This is a genomic window from Streptomyces sp. NPDC001204, assembly GCF_053598035.1.
Genome location: NZ_JBSFJL010000010.1, coordinates 108,918 through 123,553, shown reverse-complemented (window position 1 = coordinate 123,553; position 14,636 = coordinate 108,918). Strand labels below are relative to the sequence as shown.

Annotated in this window: 15 protein-coding genes; 7 read left to right on the top strand and 8 right to left on the bottom strand. The window is 74.3% G+C overall.

Translation table 11 applies throughout. The features are described 5' to 3' along the window. Window positions 1-43 precede the first annotated feature (43 nt). Both ACWC91_RS16645 and ACWC91_RS16640 read right to left on the bottom strand, forming a co-directional pair. Window positions 44-736 (bottom strand): DUF6624 domain-containing protein, encoded by a 693-nt coding sequence (locus ACWC91_RS16645; RefSeq protein WP_450641633.1) that lies wholly within the window; start codon window positions 734-736, stop codon window positions 44-46. Continuing rightward, complete coding sequence (locus tag ACWC91_RS16640; RefSeq protein ID WP_225076669.1) at window positions 733-1,230, bottom strand: ATP-binding protein; 498 nt, start codon at window positions 1,228-1,230, stop codon at window positions 733-735. Before ACWC91_RS16640 ends, ACWC91_RS16645 begins: the two co-directional genes overlap by 4 nt. A 409-nt stretch (window positions 1,231-1,639) precedes the next feature. Between ACWC91_RS16640 and ACWC91_RS16635 the strand changes: the two genes are divergently transcribed. From ACWC91_RS16635 to ACWC91_RS16625, 3 genes are all read left to right on the top strand, one after another. Continuing rightward, a complete protein-coding gene (locus tag ACWC91_RS16635; protein WP_225076856.1) occupies window positions 1,640-2,461 on the top strand; it encodes a helix-turn-helix domain-containing protein in 822 nt (273 codons plus the stop codon). 3 nt (window positions 2,462-2,464) lie between these two features. Further along, entirely contained in the window at window positions 2,465-2,710 is a 246-nt protein-coding gene (locus ACWC91_RS16630) for a DUF397 domain-containing protein (protein WP_225076670.1), read from the top strand. Window positions 2,711-2,940: 230 nt separating this feature from the next. Next, window positions 2,941-3,750, top strand: coding sequence for an SAM-dependent methyltransferase (locus ACWC91_RS16625; RefSeq protein ID WP_376500385.1), 810 nt, complete (start codon window positions 2,941-2,943; stop codon window positions 3,748-3,750). A 36-nt stretch (window positions 3,751-3,786) separates the two neighbouring features. Here ACWC91_RS16625 and ACWC91_RS16620 read toward each other — a convergent pair whose 3' ends face one another. From ACWC91_RS16620 to ACWC91_RS16610, 3 genes are all read right to left on the bottom strand, one after another. Next, window positions 3,787-4,998 carry a cysteine desulfurase-like protein gene (locus ACWC91_RS16620; RefSeq protein WP_376500384.1) on the bottom strand — a complete coding sequence of 404 codons (1,212 nt, stop codon included), beginning with the start codon at window positions 4,996-4,998 and terminating at the stop codon, window positions 3,787-3,789. A gap of 75 nt (window positions 4,999-5,073) precedes the next feature. After that, window positions 5,074-6,360, bottom strand: a complete 1,287-nt coding sequence (locus tag ACWC91_RS16615; protein ID WP_450641635.1) for an ROK family protein — start codon at window positions 6,358-6,360, stop codon at window positions 5,074-5,076. A 91-nt stretch (window positions 6,361-6,451) separates the two neighbouring features. Beyond that, on the bottom strand, window positions 6,452-7,462 hold the full coding sequence (locus ACWC91_RS16610) for a phosphotransferase family protein (RefSeq protein ID WP_450641637.1): 1,011 nt from the start codon (window positions 7,460-7,462) through the stop codon (window positions 6,452-6,454). Window positions 7,463-7,545: 83 nt separating this feature from the next. Here ACWC91_RS16610 and ACWC91_RS16605 point away from each other — a divergent pair, with 83 nt between their 5' ends. The 4 genes from ACWC91_RS16605 (at window position 7,546) to ACWC91_RS16590 (ending at window position 12,033) form a co-directional block, all read left to right on the top strand. Beyond that, on the top strand, window positions 7,546-8,040 hold the full coding sequence (locus ACWC91_RS16605; RefSeq protein WP_450641638.1) for an FBP domain-containing protein: 495 nt from the start codon (window positions 7,546-7,548) through the stop codon (window positions 8,038-8,040). Between the two features lie 52 nt (window positions 8,041-8,092). Next, window positions 8,093-9,400: an FUSC family protein gene (locus tag ACWC91_RS16600; RefSeq protein ID WP_225076676.1), complete on the top strand. Its 1,308-nt coding sequence runs from the start codon at window positions 8,093-8,095 to the stop codon at window positions 9,398-9,400. Beyond that, window positions 9,397-10,437, top strand: coding sequence for a hypothetical protein (locus tag ACWC91_RS16595; protein WP_450641640.1), 1,041 nt, complete (start codon window positions 9,397-9,399; stop codon window positions 10,435-10,437). Before ACWC91_RS16600 ends, ACWC91_RS16595 begins: the two co-directional genes overlap by 4 nt. Before the next feature lie 438 nt (window positions 10,438-10,875). Continuing rightward, the gene (locus ACWC91_RS16590) at window positions 10,876-12,033 is read left to right on the top strand and encodes a lactonase family protein (RefSeq protein WP_450641642.1); all 1,158 of its coding nucleotides are present in this window, start codon (window positions 10,876-10,878) and stop codon (window positions 12,031-12,033) included. Here ACWC91_RS16590 and ACWC91_RS16585 read toward each other — a convergent pair. The 3 genes from ACWC91_RS16585 to ACWC91_RS16575 form a co-directional block, all read right to left on the bottom strand. Next, on the bottom strand, window positions 12,001-12,726 hold the full coding sequence (locus ACWC91_RS16585; protein ID WP_450641643.1) for a DUF2470 domain-containing protein: 726 nt from the start codon (window positions 12,724-12,726) through the stop codon (window positions 12,001-12,003). The genes ACWC91_RS16590 and ACWC91_RS16585 overlap by 33 nt on opposite strands. A gap of 166 nt (window positions 12,727-12,892) precedes the next feature. Continuing rightward, complete coding sequence (locus ACWC91_RS16580; protein ID WP_225076680.1) at window positions 12,893-13,741, bottom strand: pentapeptide repeat-containing protein; 849 nt, start codon at window positions 13,739-13,741, stop codon at window positions 12,893-12,895. A 46-nt stretch (window positions 13,742-13,787) separates the two neighbouring features. Beyond that, a complete protein-coding gene (locus tag ACWC91_RS16575) occupies window positions 13,788-14,627 on the bottom strand; it encodes an alpha/beta fold hydrolase (RefSeq protein ID WP_450641645.1) in 840 nt (279 codons plus the stop codon). Window positions 14,628-14,636 lie beyond the last annotated feature (9 nt).

Genomic DNA, 14,636 nt, shown 5'->3' with positions numbered 1-14,636 from the left:
GGCAGGGGTTCCCGAGGGGAGCCGGACCACGGCCCCGGAGGTGTCAGCCGTGTGCCCGCAGCGCCCGCATCTGTTCCTCCAGCGGGCCGAGTCCGACGTCCCGGCGGCGCTCGTCGAGGGTCTGCGGGCGGCGCACGGGGTACGGGCGCAGGGTGACGGGGTTGATCCGCGTGCCGTAGAACTGCGGCTCGCCCAGTTCCACGGCGCAGTGGTCGGCGATGTAGGCCAGGTGCACCGCGGGGCAGCGGCCGTCCGCGGTGGCCTGGGCGATCAGATCCCGGCACCGCAGCCGGAAGCCCAGGTCCGGGGCGTGCAGCAGGATCATCAGGGCGGCCGTCGAGGCGGCCCCGCCGACGGCCTCGACGGTCGGCCAGCCGTGCAGGCGCACGATCGCCGCGAGCGCCTCGGCGTTGTCCCGGCGGCATCGGGCCACACTCCGTCGCCGCTCCGCCGTGGGCGCGGCCCCCGCCGCCCGCGTCGACTCCCGGTCGGCGTCGGCCCTGCGCACCAGCTCGGCAGCCACCAGGGAGGCGGCCTCCCCGGACAGCGGCACCGCGTCCCGCCCCGCGGCCGGTACCGCTTCCCGCCCGACCGCCGGCACCGCCGCCCCGGCCGGTCCCGTCACCGGTCCGCCCGGGACCGCGCGGGCGGCCGGGACCGCGGGGTCTCCGCCCGAGACGTCCGGTCCGCGGGATGTCGTGGGCGTGCCCACGGGATGGTCCGGAGAGGCCGTCATGGAGCCGTGCCCCCGCGGCGGCGCAGCGTGAACCACACTCTCTTGCCGGGGCGGCCGGGTTCGGGCGGCGCCATTCCCCAGTCGTCCGCCAGCGCGGCTACGATGGCGAGTCCGCGTCCCGACTCCGCGTCCGCGCCCGCCGGTCGCGGTCGCGGCAGCACCGGCGAGGAGTCAGCCACGGTCACGCGGAGGGTGTGCGGGCTCCACTCGACGGTCACGGTGACCGTGTCGTCCGGGCCGGTGCGTGCGTGCTTGACCGCGTTGGCGAACAGTTCGTCCGCGGCGAGCACCGCGCCGTCGCGCTGATCGGCCGACAGCGGCAGCCGGGCGAACTGCTCGGTGACCAGTCGCCGTACGGCCGCCGCCCAGGAAGGGTCGGCGGGGACGGTGGAGCGGACGCGGAAGGGCTCGTCCGCGGCAGGGCCGGCCGGCCGGTGCCGGGTGTCCGCCGGCGCGGGCGGCGGCCCGGGGCGCCAGGCGCTGGATGCCGTCATCGGTCCTCCTTCGGACGCGGCGGCGCGGCGCCCCGGGTCAGGACGGCCGCCCTCGTCCGCGTGCGGGCGGGGCCGGCGTCCGGGCTCCTCGACTGTCCGTCGGTCACGATGGCCATCCAGGTCTCGCGTCGCGTCCCCGGGCGGTCCGGGTTCACATCTGGCGGAACGTCAGTTTCGTTGCTGAAGAACGCAGTTGGCCGGAGCGACGGCCCGCTGCGCGACAGCTCTTCCTGTCACTATGGTCTCGGACACACTCGGCCCGCAACCTGCGTTCTGATAATTTCAGAACGTTCGCCAACACCCTGTCTGCGTCCTCGGCGCCGTGCCACACTGCACGCGAAGCCGGCCGTTCGGGAGGTAGGACGTGAGGGAGAACCGCTCAGGCGGGAGCGCGCCCACCGTCCTGCGGATGGTCCTCGGCAAGCGGCTGCGGCACCTGCGGGAGCGGGCCGGGGTCTCCTTCGAGGACGCGGCACGGGCCATCGAGGTCACGTCGCTGACGGTCCGCCGGATAGAGAAGGCCGAGGTCGGCCTGCGCATCCCGTACGTCAAGGAGTTGTTGCGCACCTACGGCGTCCCCACGGCGGAGATCGACGACTTCGTCACCCTGGCCCGGGAGGCCAACCGGCCGGGCTGGTGGTACAAGTACCGCGACGTGCTGCCGGAGTGGTTCAAGGCGTACGTGAGCCTGGAGAGCGAGGCCAGCGTCATCCGCCTTTACGAACCTCATTACGTGCCGGGCCTGTTGCAGACCCGCGACTACGCCACCGCGCTCATGCGGGTCGGTTTCCCCAACGAGTCGAAGGAGGAGATCGCCCGTCGCGTGGCACTGCGTCTGAGACGCCAGGACCTGCTCGCCAAGCCGGACGGCCCGGCCATGTGGGCCATCGTGGACGAGACGGTGCTGCGCCGTCCCGTCGGCGGCCCCAGGGTGATGCGGGCCCAACTGGACCGGCTCGTCGAGGTGCTCCGGATGCCGAAGGTCAGTATCCAGGTCATGCCCTACTCGGTGGGGGCCCACCCGGGCGCCTTCGGCCCCTTCCACCACTTCCGCTTCGGCTTCTCCGAACTGCCCGACGTCGTCTACACCGAGAACCTCGCGGGCTCGGTGTACTACGACCGGCCGGAGGACGTCGTGACCTATCTCGAAGTTCTGGACCGGATGTCCGTGCAGGCGGAACCGGTCGCACGGACCAGGGACATCCTGGGCGAACTGCGTAAGGAGTTGTGATCCATGGCATCCAACGCCCCCCTCCACAGCGGCATTCCGGCCGGTGAGCTGGGCACCGAGGGCTGGCACAAACCCTGGAGCGGCACCAACGGCGGCTCCTGCGTCGAGGCCAAGCGCCTGCCCGACGGCAGGGTCGCCCTCCGCCAGTCCACCGACCCCGAGGGGCCCGCGCTGCTCTACAGCCGGGACGAGATGATCGCGTTCCTCCGGGGCGTCAAGGCGGGCCAGGCGGACTTCCTGGTGGACTGAGCCCGAAACGGACCCGAAGCGAACCGGAACAGCCCCGGCCGGCCCCGCAGCGCGCGGGACCGGCCGGCTCCGCGTCGGGGGTGCGGCATGGGCCCGAACGCATCGGTCCGGGGCCGGGCACGGGGGCCGCTCCCTCCTCGACATCATCCTGAACTCGGGCCACGCATACGGATGTTGACGCTAAGTTGAAGACAGACACCGACCGCCGCACGCACGGCAGGAGACCCCCCATGGCAGACGGCGAGCTCACCCCGGACCAGGACGCGCCGGCCAAGATCGACACCACGGTGCCGCACTCGGCCCGCATCTGGAACTACTGGATGGGCGGCAAGGACAACTACGAGGTCGACCGGATCGCGGGCGACGCCTACCGCGAGCACGCGCCGACCATCGAGACGATGGCCCGCGCCTCCCGCCAGTACCTGGTCCGCGCCGTGACCCACGTGGCCGGCGACCTCGGCATCCGCCAGTTCCTCGACATCGGCACCGGACTGCCGACCTACGACAACACCCACCAGGTCGCCCAGCGCATCGCCCCCGAGTCGCGCATCGTCTACGTCGACAACGACCCGCTGGTGCTGCGCCACGCCCAGGCCCTGCTCACCAGCACCCCCGAGGGTGTGACCGAGTACATCGACGCGGACCTGCACGACCCCGAGGCGATCATCGAGCGGGCGGGCAAGATCCTCGACTTCGACCAGCCGGTGGCCCTGATGCTGATGGGCATCCTCGGCCACGTCCAGGACTACGAGGAGGCGAAGTCGATCGTCCGCCGCCTCCAGGCCGCGCTGCCCTCCGGCAGCTGCTTCGTGCACTACGACAGCACCGACACCGACCAGGCGCTCAAGGAGGCCCAGCAGGGCTACGACGACACCGGCGCCGTCCCGTACGTGCTGCGCAGCCCGGAGCAACTGACCGCCTACTACGAGGGCCTCGAACTGGTCGAGCCCGGCATCGTCTCCTGCCCGCTGTGGCGTCCCGAGCCGGGCGGCAGGCCCGAGCCCACGGACATCCACGGCGGCGTGGCCCGCAAGCCCTGACACCCGGGCGGCGGGACTCGCGGGCCACGCCCCGGACTACGGCCTCGTGCGCAGGAAGTCCGCCAGCGCCTCCAGGAGCCGGTCGACGTCCTCGTCGTCGTTGTACGGGGCCAGTCCGATCCGCAGCCCGCCGGTGTCGCCCAGGCCTAGCCGGCGGGAGGCCTCCAGGGCGTAGAACGCGCCCGACGGAGCCGCGACGGCGCGGGCGGCCAGGTGGCGGTAGGCGTCGACGGTGCTGCGGCCCTCCATGGTCAGCAGCAGGGTCGGGGTGCGCTCGGCCGCGCGCGAGTGCACGGTGATCTCCGGGAGGCGGGACAGCTCCTCCTCGATCCGGCGGCGCAGTGCGTCCTCGTGCCGTTCGAGCGAGCCGAAGGAGGCGAGGAGCCGTTCCCGCCGGGTGCCGCGCGCCCCCGGATCCATCCCGGCGAGGAAGTCCACGGCGGCCCGGGTCCCGGCCAGCAGTTCGTAGGGCAGGGTGCCGAGTTCGAAGCGCTCGGGCACCGCGTCGGACGAGGGCAGCAGCTTGTCCGGGCGCAGCGTCTCCAGCAGGTCCGGGCGGCTCGCCACGACGCCGAGGTGCGGGCCGAGGAACTTGTACGGGGAGCAGGCGAAGAAGTCCGCGCCCAGGGCGGCGAGGTCGACCGGGGCGTGGGCGGTGTGGTGCACGCCGTCGACGTAGAGCAGGGCGCCGCGCTCGTGGGCCAGGGCGGCGATCGCGGGCAGGTCCGGGCGGGTGCCGATCAGGTTGGAGGCGGCGGTGACCGCGACCAGCCGGGTGCGGTCGGACAGCTGGTCCGCGACGTGCCGCGCGGTCAGTTCGCCGGTGGCCGGGTCGAAGTCCGCCCAGCGCACGACGGCTCCCACGGCCTCGGCGGCCTGGACCCAGGGCCGGATGTTGGCGTCGTGGTCGAGCCGGGTGACGACGACCTCGTCGCCCGGCGCCCACGTCCGGGCCAGCGTGCGCGAGAAGTCGTACGTCAGCTGGGTCGCGCTGCGCCCGAAGACGACTCCGGACGGCTCCGCGCCCAGGAGGTCCGCCATGGCTTCCCGGGCGGTGACGACGCAGTCCTCGGCGTTGCGCTCGCCCGCCGTCGTCAGGCCCCGGTTGGACAGCGGACCGGCGAGCGCGTCGGCGACGGCGTCGATGACCGGCTGCGGTGTCTGGCTGCCGCCCGGCCCGTCGAAATGGGCCCACCCGGCCTTCAGGGCGGGGAACTGCGCGCGGACACCGGCGATGTCATGCGTCACGGACGACTCCTTCGAACGCTCCTGGTGCGGGATGCGCCCCCATGATCCATCGCCCCGCGCCGGGAGGACAGCCCCCTACGTTCTGCGTTCCTCCAGGGCCGTCTGCCAGGCGGGGACCGGGTCCTTGGGGGCCGGGTCGGCGCGGCGGCCGCCGCGGGTGAAGAAGTCGGCGAGGGGGAGGATCGCCGCGCCGACGGTGACCGCGTCCGGGCCGAGCCTGCCCAGGTCGATGGTGACCCGCTCGGCGGGGTGGCGCAGGGCGTACGCGGTCGCGTGGCGGCGTACCGCGGGCAGGAAGCGGGGGCCGAGCTGGAGGCCGGCCCAGCCGCCGATGAGGATGCGCTCGGGCTGGAAGAGGTTGATCAGGTCGGACAGGCCGGCGCCCAGGTACTCGGCGGTCTCCTCCAGAACGGCGAGCGCCACGGGGTCGGCGGCGGTGCCCTCGGGCGGGTAGGCGGCGGCCAGCAGGGCGGTCAGCGCGGTCTCCTCGTCGGTGCCCCGTGGTGGCCGGCCGCCCTCCTCGCGCCAGCGGGCCAGCAGGGATTCCGCGCCGGCGTAGGCCTCCAGGCAGCCCAGGGCGCCGCAGCGGCAGCGGCGCCCCCGTACGCGTACCGTCAGATGCCCCCACTCCACGGCCCGGCCGCGCTCGACCTCGGGGGTGACCAGGCAGGCGCCGACGCCGGAGCCGAAGAGCACCACGACCGCGTTGCCCGCGCCGCGGCCGGCGCCGAACCACATCTCGGCCTGGCCCAGGGTCTTGGCGCCGTTGTCGATGAAGTACGGGACGCCGTCCTGGAGCCGGGAGCCGGCGCGGAGCAGGGACTCCAGGGGTACCGCGTCCCAGCCGATGGTCTGCCCGTGCACGACGGCACCGCGGTCGGGGGTGGGCTCGACGATGCCGGGGACGCCGATCCCGACCCCGAGGAGGCGCTCCGGGGGCAGGCCGGCCGCGGTCAGGACCTCGGCGATCCCGTCCCGTATGTGCCCGGTGATCACGTCGACGTCGTAGCCCTGTGACTCCAGCGGCCGTTCGGTGCGCGCCAGTTCGGTGAGGGTGAGGTCGAACAGCTCGACGCGGACCCGGGTTTCGCCGACGTCCACGCCGATCATGTGGCCGCTGCCCGGCGCGACGCGCAGCAGGGTGCGCGGGCGTCCCCCGTCGGAGTCGACGCTGCCGGCCTCCTCGACGAGGCCGTCGGCGACCAGGTCGGCGACCACGTTGCTGACCGAGCCGGAACTCAGGCCGGTCGCGGGGCCGAGTTCGAAGCGGCTGAGGGGGCCGTCGAAGTAGAGCCGTTGCAGTACGGCTGAACGGTTGCCCCTTCTGAGATCGCGCACCGTGCGCCCGTTCCGCCCCGCCATGTGGCTCCCTCCCGAACCGTGCCCGAGCTGCAACATACCGCCGCGGACCGTCTGGGCGCGACTTCTGCGATCCCTTAGTCCACGCAATAAATTAAGAGGTGACGGTAAGACGGCCGATCTCCTGGAGCGCGGCGGACAGTTCGGGGGTGACATGATCGCGCGTCCAGCGTTCGTGCTCGTGCCCCAGGGCACGCGGAATCGTCTCGGTGAGCATGATCAGGTAGAGGTAGCTGCGGTACAGGGCGAGCCGCAGGCGGGCCGTCCGCCCGAACCCGGCCCGGCCGCCGGCCGCGCGGTAGCCCGCGAGGAACGCGCGGTCCTCGCGGATGTCCCCGAGCAGCGCGAGCGAGGCGAAGTCGGCCGCCGGATCGCCCCAGAACATGCGCTCGCCGTCGATCAGGCCCCCGAGGCGGACGCCGCCCGCCGAGCGGTCGACCAGGATGTTGCCCGGCCACAGGTCGAAGTGGACGAGGCGGGGTACGGCGACCTCGTCCAGGGCGCCGTGAGCGGCCGCGGCCGTGCGGGCGATCTCGTCGGCGGGCCGGGGCAGCCGGGCGCCGTAGCGGCGGGCGTCTTCGAGGGCGGCGGCGTACATGGCGGTGAATGCGGTGCGCCAGTCCGGTGCGAGCGGGCCGAGCGCGCCTGAGGGGTAGCCGAAGCCGGGGCCCGTCACCTGGTGCAGCCGGGCCACCTGACCGCCCAGCCGGGTGCGCAGGTCCACCGCTTCGGCGTCCGTCACCGACGCGTCCCACGGCTCGCCGGGGCAGGCCGTCATCAGCAGGTGGCACCGGCCCGCCTCCTCGCCGACCGCGACCACGCGCGGCGCCGGCACTCCGGCCCGCCCGGCCCCGCGGCAGAACTCGGCCTCGCCGACGAGGAGGTCCCTCTCGTAGCGCAGACCGGGCGCGGTCGGGGCGGGCGGAACCTTCAGCACGTACCGGGTGCCGTCGGCCAGGCACAGCTCCTCGACCGTGTTGTACGTGCCGCCGCCCAGCGCACGGAGCCGGGCGAGCCGGCCGGGCGGGACACCCGCGGCCCGCAGCACGCGCCGGGCCCGCCCCCACGACCGCGTCGGCGGTGTCGCCAGGTCACCGAAATCCATTGGACCCCCCTATCGGATCCTGCTTACCCTAGCCGCAAAACTAATACCCTTAGGCAATTTCTCCCACCCCCCGGAGGCCCACCATGAGATCACTGTCCGAGCAGGACGTCCGCGACTCGTTCGTCAACTGCTCCAAGGGCGAGGCCAAGCGCCTGTCACTGCCCCGCGACCTCGGTGACCGCCCCTGGGACGATCTGGACTTCCTGGGCTGGCGCGATCCGGGAGCGCCCGATCGCAGCTATCTGGTCACCGAGCGGGAGGGCCGGCTCATGGGCATCGCCCTGCGCTTCCCCGCCTCGCAGCGCGGCTTCCTGCACCGCAGCATGTGCTCGCTGTGCCTGACAACCCACCGCGGGGGCGGAGTCTCCCTGATGACCGCCCGCAAGGCCGGAGCGGCGGGCCGCGAGGGCAACTCGGTCGGCGTGTACATGTGCACCGACCTCGCCTGCTCGCTCTATGTGCGCGGAAAGAAGGTCCCGGACTCCGGCGCGCGCTTCGAGGAGAGCCTCACGCTGGAGCAGCAGATCGCCCGCACCACAACCAATCTGGGGGCCTTCCTCGACAAGCTGTACGCCTGACCGCGCGGCCGGTCACGTTCGACCTCCGCGCGATCGGGGAACAGCGCAAGGGATGCGGAAGGTACGTGACTGGACTTCGCCCCTGGTCCGGCTGGCGAAACGGCACCGGGACCCCGTGGTCGTACAGGCGCTGCGCTCGACGACCGCGGCGACGATCTCGTATGTGATCGCGTTGCGGCTGAGTCCGGAGCCCGCGCCGCTTACCGCGCCGCTGACGGCGCTGCTCGTCGTCCAGGTGACCCTCTACTCCACGCTGACCACCGGCATCCGCCGGGTGAACTCGGTGGTGGCCGGAGTGCTCGTGGCCATCGCCTTCTCCCTGCTGGTGGGGCTGACCTGGTGGAGTCTCGCACTGGTGATCCTCGCGGCGCTGGCGGTCGGGCACCTGGTGCGGGTGGACGAGTTCGTGCCCGAGGTGGCGATCAGCGCCATGCTGGTCCTCGGCGTCACCGCCGTGGGCAGTACCGCCTCGGCGCGGGTCGAGGAGACGCTGATCGGCGCGGTGGTCGGCCTCGGTTGCAATCTGCTGCTCGCTCCCCCGGTGTGGACCGAACAGGCCGGTGCGTCGATCGAGGACCTGGCCCGCCGCGTGCGGCAGCTGATGCTGCGGCTGGGCGAGGAGGCGGCCGGGCATCCGCCCGTGGAGCGCGCCGCGGAGCGGCTGCACGAGGCGCGCCGCCTGGACCACGACATCTCCGAGGTGGACGCCTCCCTCAGGCAGGCCGAGGACAGTCTGCGGCTCAATCCGCGGGTGCGCGAGGGCCTGCTGCACCGGGTGGTGCTGCGCACGGGGCTGGACACGCTGGAGATCTGCACGGTCGTGCTGCGGGTGCTGGCACGCACCTTCACCGACCTGACGAAGCAGCGGGCCCCCGAGCCGATGTTCTCGCCGCGGGCCGGAGCCCTGGTGCAGGAGCTGCTGTGCGAGATCGCCGACGCGGTGGTCAGCTTCGCGGTGCTGGTCACCACGGACGTCAGCGTGAGCGCGGAGGAGGCCGAGTCCCGGCTGGCCGCCCAGCTGCGCCAGACCTCCGCCACCCGCGACAAGGTGGCACGGCTGCTGCTGGAGGAGGCGCAGCGGGACACGAGCCAGTGGCAGCTGTACGGCGCGGTGCTCACCGAGGTCGACCGCATCATCGACGAGATGGACACCGAGCACCGCTCCCGCCGGCTCCTGGAGGAGCTGGACCGGTACACCCGCGCCCAGCGCGAGCGCGCCCCGCGGCTGACCCGGCTCGGGGACCGGCTGGGCGCCCCGGTGCGGCAGCGGCGGAACCGCGAGGGCGTCGCGCGGCGTTCTGTGCGTGAGGGCCGCGGTCCTACGACGGCGCGGTCCTGTGAGGGAGGGGAACAGGCATGACCGACTCGAAGGTGCGGATCGACGGGAACACGCTGCGGCTGCCGGGAGGTGTGGCGGTGCGGTTCGTGCGCACCCTGCGGCTGCCCGAGAAGGGCACGCATCCGCTGCCGCCGGGGCTGGGCGAGTTCCCGGTCCGGCGGGTGGCCGACCACGCGGACTCGGTGCCCGAGGAGTGGCGGGCGCGCGGCGGCGTGATGCTGCCGGTGTATCTGCGCGAGGCCATGTGGCTGAGCTTCGCGGGCACGACCGAGCCGGCCGCCCTCCAGGTCGGCGTGGGCAAGGTGTGCGCGGTGTCGGGCCGGCCCTGGAGCGACCGGCTGTCCCGCGACCCGCAGAACTACGTGGTGCTGCCCCGCCAGCCCTGGCTGGACGGCATCAACTCCGGCAAGGGCACCGTGCGCCAGTTCGTCGCCGTGCCGCTGGGCCTGGGGGCGAGCGTCGAGGGCCAGGTCACGGACGAGGAGGTGTGGGGCGGCGTGCAGTTGCAGTCGTTCCCGCTGAACGACGCCGAACTGGCCCGGTGGCACGAGGAGGAGCGGCGGCTGCGGCGCGAGGCGGCCCTGTCGGCCCAGATCTGCGGTGCCGCCCCCATGGCGGCAGCGGCGGCGTCGGCGCCCGCGCCCGGCGCCGCGCCGGCCGCCCCGCGCCGGGCCGCGCCCGCGATGGGGCTCGGTGTCGGCGGCTCCATGCGCCAGGAGGTGTACCGGGACGACCGGCCGCCGGGCGCCTGGTCCGAGCGGCCCGCGGGGCGGGTGTTCGTGCACCTGGTGACGCCTCCGCAGTGGCACCGCATCACCGGCGAGGCTCCCCCGCCCTCGCCCGTGGACCGCGCCGCGTACACGAGCGCCGGACTGCCCTGGTTCGACTACTACGACCAGGACGCCGAGGACCTCTCCCCCGCCGACGCCCTGTCGGAGGTGCGGCCGGCCGGTGACTGGCTCGGCGACGACCACGAGCCGTGGCAGGAGCCGTCGCCGCGGCAGGTGCGGCCCCTGAAGGACGCTCCGGGCAGGCCGGTGGAGGACGGGGACTGGTAGGCGCACCGGGTTGCTCCCCCGCGGATCCGGGGCGCGTGGGTGCAGGCGGTGCGCGCGTACACCCGGACCCGGCCCGGCCGTCGTGGTCCCGCACGGAGCGCCGGCCGCGACGCTCCGTGGCTCCGTGGCTCCGTGGCTCCGTGGCTCCGGCCGAGGCACGCCGGCGGTGCGCGCGGCCCACGATCCGGGGGACCGGATGCGGGGCGCGGTCGTGGGCGACCTGCGCGGCGGCAGTCACGAGGCGCCGCCGCCGCCCGGCCGCGACGCCCTGCCGCGGTTGCGTGGGAGCGGTGGCGCACGTCAAGGTGGCAGTCACGACCGGGGCAGCCGACGACCTGAGGTGCGGGCATGAACAGTGGTGCGAGGGCGTCGCGTGGGGGGTCCCCCCTGCACGGGCGGCGCCAGGAGTCCGGGGGAGGTTGGAGCAGGCGGCAGTTCGTGGGGGCCCTGACGGGAGCCGTCGCCGTGCTGGCGGTCCCGGCGCCCGCGGCACCGCGGGCCGGGTCCGCGCCCGGGAGCGCGCCGGAGGCCGCCGCGAGCGGTCGGCAGCCGGCGGCGAGGCCGTCCGGCCCCCGGCCCCTGTACCTGGGCACCTACACCTCCGTACCGGGCGGCGGCAAGGGCATCGGCCTGGCGGTGTACGACCCGGCGTCGGGTGCCGTCGGCGGCCGGGGCACCATCGCCGGGGTCGGCGACCCGTCGTACCTCGCCGTGCATCCCGACGGCCGCACGCTGTACGCGGTCGACGAGCGGCAGCACGGCGGGGTGACCGCGGTGCGGCTCGCCGACCGGAGGGTCCTGGGCACCCGGAGCACCGGCGGGTCGGGGCCCTGCCATCTGTCCGTGCACCCGAGCGGGCGCTGGCTGCTCAGCGCCAACTACGGTTCCGGCAGCGTGGCCGTGCACCCGATAGCCGCCTCGGGCGCGCTCGGCGAGCGGGCCGACCTGGTGACCCACACCAGCCCGCGGCCCGGCCCCGGACAGCAGGGGCCGCACGCCCACCAGGTCATCACCAGCCCCGACGGCGGCCATGTCCTCGCCGTGGACCTCGGCACCGACACCGTCTACACGTACCGTCTGAACACCGGCACGGGCCGCCTCACCGAGGTCTCCCAGGCGCACACCCGGCCCGGCGCCGGACCGCGTCAGCTGACCTTCCACCCGGGCGGCCGGTACGCCTATCTCGCCAACGAGGTCGACAACACCCTCGCGGTGTGCACGTACGACCGGTCCAGCGGCCGGCTGACCATCGGTGCCACGCAGTCCACGGGCGGCGGCGCGGGCAGGAACTACCCGTCGCAGGTCCTGGTCACGGCCGACGGCCGGTTCGCCTACCTGGCCAACCGGGGCCACAACACCCTGGCGCGGTACGAGGTGGAGGCGGGCGGGGCCCGACTGCGGCTGCTGGGCACGACGCCGGTCGCGGGCGACTTCCCGCGTCAGATCGCCTTCTCGCCGGACGGCGCGCTGCTGTTCGCCGCGAATCAGAAGTCGAGCACGGTCAGCGTCTTCCACGTCGACCGCGCGAACGGCGCGCTGCGCCGGGCGGGTACGCCGTTCCCCTCACCGGTCGCCGTCTGCGCGCTGCCGCTGTAGGGCGCGCGGGCAGGAGGCCGCGCCCGCCTGGAGCAGCAGGACGTGCATGCGCTCGGTGAGCGCGGCGAGGTCGTCGGCGGGCGCGTGGAACGGAAGCCGGACGTCGCCGTGGGTGCGGGCGCGCTCGATGCGCAGGGTCAGTGCGTGCCGGTCGACGGCGAGCGGCCGGACGCGCACCGCGCCGTGCAGGCTGTCGGGTCCGACCAGCCGGGTCAGCCGCTCCACCGCCTCGGGGTGGGCGTCGGCGAGGTGGGTGAGCAGGCCGGCCTCCGCCAGGGCGAGCGGGTCGGGCGCGGCGGTGGTGAACTCCTCGGCTCCGATGACGGCCGCGCCGCACGGCTGCCGCAGCACGATGCGCGTGGGGTGGAACGTCAGGTGCCGTGCCTCGGGGACGAGCCGGCCGGCGAGCCAGAGCCGGGCGCGGATCCGGTTGCGTACGGGGACGGGGGCGACGTCGGCGAACTCCAGGACGGCGGACGGCTCTCCGCGCGGCGCACGGATCGCGGCGGCGAGCAGGGCGCTGTCCTCGGGCACGTGCAGGATCACGCGGCCGTCGTCGCTCACGGTGTGGGCGCCCACGTACTCCTCCCGTCCGCCCTCCGCGGTCACCGCGCAGGACCAGGCGGCGGCGAGCAGGGACCGCGCCCGTTGTGCCGCCGCGGGCGCCGCCGTCCAGGTCTGGCTGTCGTCCATCCCTCAACCTCCTTCTTAGGTAAGGCTTGCCTAACCTATCGAAGATCGGAGAACGTGCCAACCAGGCGGGCCGCAACCAGCGGGCGCGGAGGACTTTGAAACGGCGCACGGCGCACGCTCCGGCGCGATACGGGCGGACCGGGCGCCGGTGCGGGACGGCGGCGGGTCAGTTCCGCGCCGTCCAGTGCGCGGGACGGGAGACCGATCCGGGCAGCCGGGTGCCGGCGCTCCCCCGCGCCGCGTCGGCCTGCGGCTGGGTGAGGAAGATCGCGCCGGTCAGATCGGCGTCGGCCAGATTCGCGTTCCGCAGGTCGGCGCCTATCAGGTCAGCGTCCCGCAGATCGGCTCCGGTGAGGTCCGCGGCGATCAGGAGGGCGCCCCGCAGACTGGCCCCGCGCAGGTCCGCGCCCTTCAGCCGGGCCCCGGCCAGGTCCGCGCCCCGCCGGTCCTTCGGCCTGCCCTTCCCACGCCGCACTCCGGCCCGGGCCAGCTCACTGGTGCGCAGCAGCAGGACGTTGACCTCCTCGCGGTGCGCACCGACGTCCAGCGCGGCCAGTTCCCCGGGCGGCAGGTGGGTGAGGTGCTCGGTACGCTCCAGCGCCCGGCGCAGCTCGTCGTGCACCGGGCGGGCGGCGCTCAGGGAGAGCGCCTCGGTCACGTACCACAGCAACTCGTGCAGCTGCCGCACCACCGGGAACACCTCGAACATCCGCCGGGCGTCCTCCCCGGACCCCGTGCGCCAGTCCCGTCCGCCGAAGACGACCTGCGAGACCTTCTGCCCCGCTCCGAAGCAGTCGTAGACCGTGCATCCGGTGAAACCCCGCTGCCGGAGCCGCGTGTGGATGCCGCACCGGTGGTCGTCCCGAAGGTTCGGGCACGGCTTCCCCGCGGGCTTGTCCAGGGCGAAGTCCGCAGAGGCGGCGAAGGGCAGCGCGACACAGCAGAGCCCGAAGCACCGCGCGCAGTCGCCGCGCAGTCCGCTCCGGTCGTGCCGGGTGTCTTTCCGATCTTGCATGTTGTTCAGCCTCATGAGCTTGGGGTACGGGGCCCGGACGGGCGGCTCAGCGCAGGAAGGCGGCGGTGGCCGCCACGAACCAGTCGGCTTCGTCGAGCCACGGGTAGTGCCCCGCGCCGGGCTGGACGACCAGTCCGGCGTGCGGGAAGAGCCCGGCGTACTCGGCCATGGCGGCGGGGGGCGAGTTCAGGTCGACCTCACCGGCGAGCACGAGCACCGGGGAGGTGAACCGGGCGAGCGCCGCCCGGGTGGCGTCCGGGTCGAAGGCGCCGTCGGCGGCGTACGCGGCCGCGGCCTCGCCGTTCTTCTGCTCGGCGTCGGCGGCGTCGAGGGCCCGGGCCGCCGCGTGCCAGCGGCCGTGGCGGAGCGGGGCCAGCGCCTGCCAGTGGGCGTCCGTCGCCCGGCCCGCCGTGATCTCCTCCAGCGCCGCGTACGCCGTCGCGAACCACGGCTCGCCCTCGCGCCGCCGTGCCGTCTCGCGCCGGACCTCCCCGGTGACCTCGATGCCGACGGCCAGGACGCTCGGCGTGATCAGCGCCAGCCTGCCGACGCGTTCGGGGTGGCGGGCCGCGTGGAGCGCCGCCAGGTTGGCGCCGGCGGAGTGCGCGAGGACGTCCACGCGCTCCACGCCCAGATGCCCGCGCAGCGCCTCGACGTCGTCGACGAGCCGGTCGCAGCGGTAGCTCGCGGGATCCCGCGGCACCGCCGACGCTCCGGTGCCCCGCAGATCCGGCAGTACCAGCCGCCGGTGCGCGGACAGCCCGCCGAGGTCACCGAGGTAGTCCGAGGCCCGCATGGGTCCGCCGGGCAGGCAGATCACCGGCGGGCCCTCTCCGAGGACACGGTAGGCGAGCGTCGTCGCGTCGTACGCGCGGTAGCCGGGCATGGCGACGAC

Coding starts and splice junctions, on each gene's coding strand:
- ACWC91_RS16645 (WP_450641633.1), bottom strand. CDS start 736: ATGACGGCCTCTCCGGACCATCCCGTGGGCACGCCCACGACATCCCGC.
- ACWC91_RS16640 (WP_225076669.1), bottom strand. CDS start 1,230: ATGACGGCATCCAGCGCCTGGCGCCCCGGGCCGCCGCCCGCGCCGGCG.
- ACWC91_RS16635 (WP_225076856.1), top strand. CDS start 1,640: ATGGTCCTCGGCAAGCGGCTGCGGCACCTGCGGGAGCGGGCCGGGGTC.
- ACWC91_RS16630 (WP_225076670.1), top strand. CDS start 2,465: ATGGCATCCAACGCCCCCCTCCACAGCGGCATTCCGGCCGGTGAGCTG.
- ACWC91_RS16625 (WP_376500385.1), top strand. CDS start 2,941: ATGGCAGACGGCGAGCTCACCCCGGACCAGGACGCGCCGGCCAAGATC.
- ACWC91_RS16615 (WP_450641635.1), bottom strand. CDS start 6,360: ATGGCGGGGCGGAACGGGCGCACGGTGCGCGATCTCAGAAGGGGCAAC.
- ACWC91_RS16610 (WP_450641637.1), bottom strand. CDS start 7,462: ATGGATTTCGGTGACCTGGCGACACCGCCGACGCGGTCGTGGGGGCGG.
- ACWC91_RS16605 (WP_450641638.1), top strand. CDS start 7,546: ATGAGATCACTGTCCGAGCAGGACGTCCGCGACTCGTTCGTCAACTGC.
- ACWC91_RS16600 (WP_225076676.1), top strand. CDS start 8,093: ATGCGGAAGGTACGTGACTGGACTTCGCCCCTGGTCCGGCTGGCGAAA.
- ACWC91_RS16595 (WP_450641640.1), top strand. CDS start 9,397: ATGACCGACTCGAAGGTGCGGATCGACGGGAACACGCTGCGGCTGCCG.
- ACWC91_RS16585 (WP_450641643.1), bottom strand. CDS start 12,726: ATGGACGACAGCCAGACCTGGACGGCGGCGCCCGCGGCGGCACAACGG.
- ACWC91_RS16580 (WP_225076680.1), bottom strand. CDS start 13,741: ATGCAAGATCGGAAAGACACCCGGCACGACCGGAGCGGACTGCGCGGC.
- ACWC91_RS16575 (WP_450641645.1), bottom strand. CDS start 14,627: ATGCCCGGCTACCGCGCGTACGACGCGACGACGCTCGCCTACCGTGTC.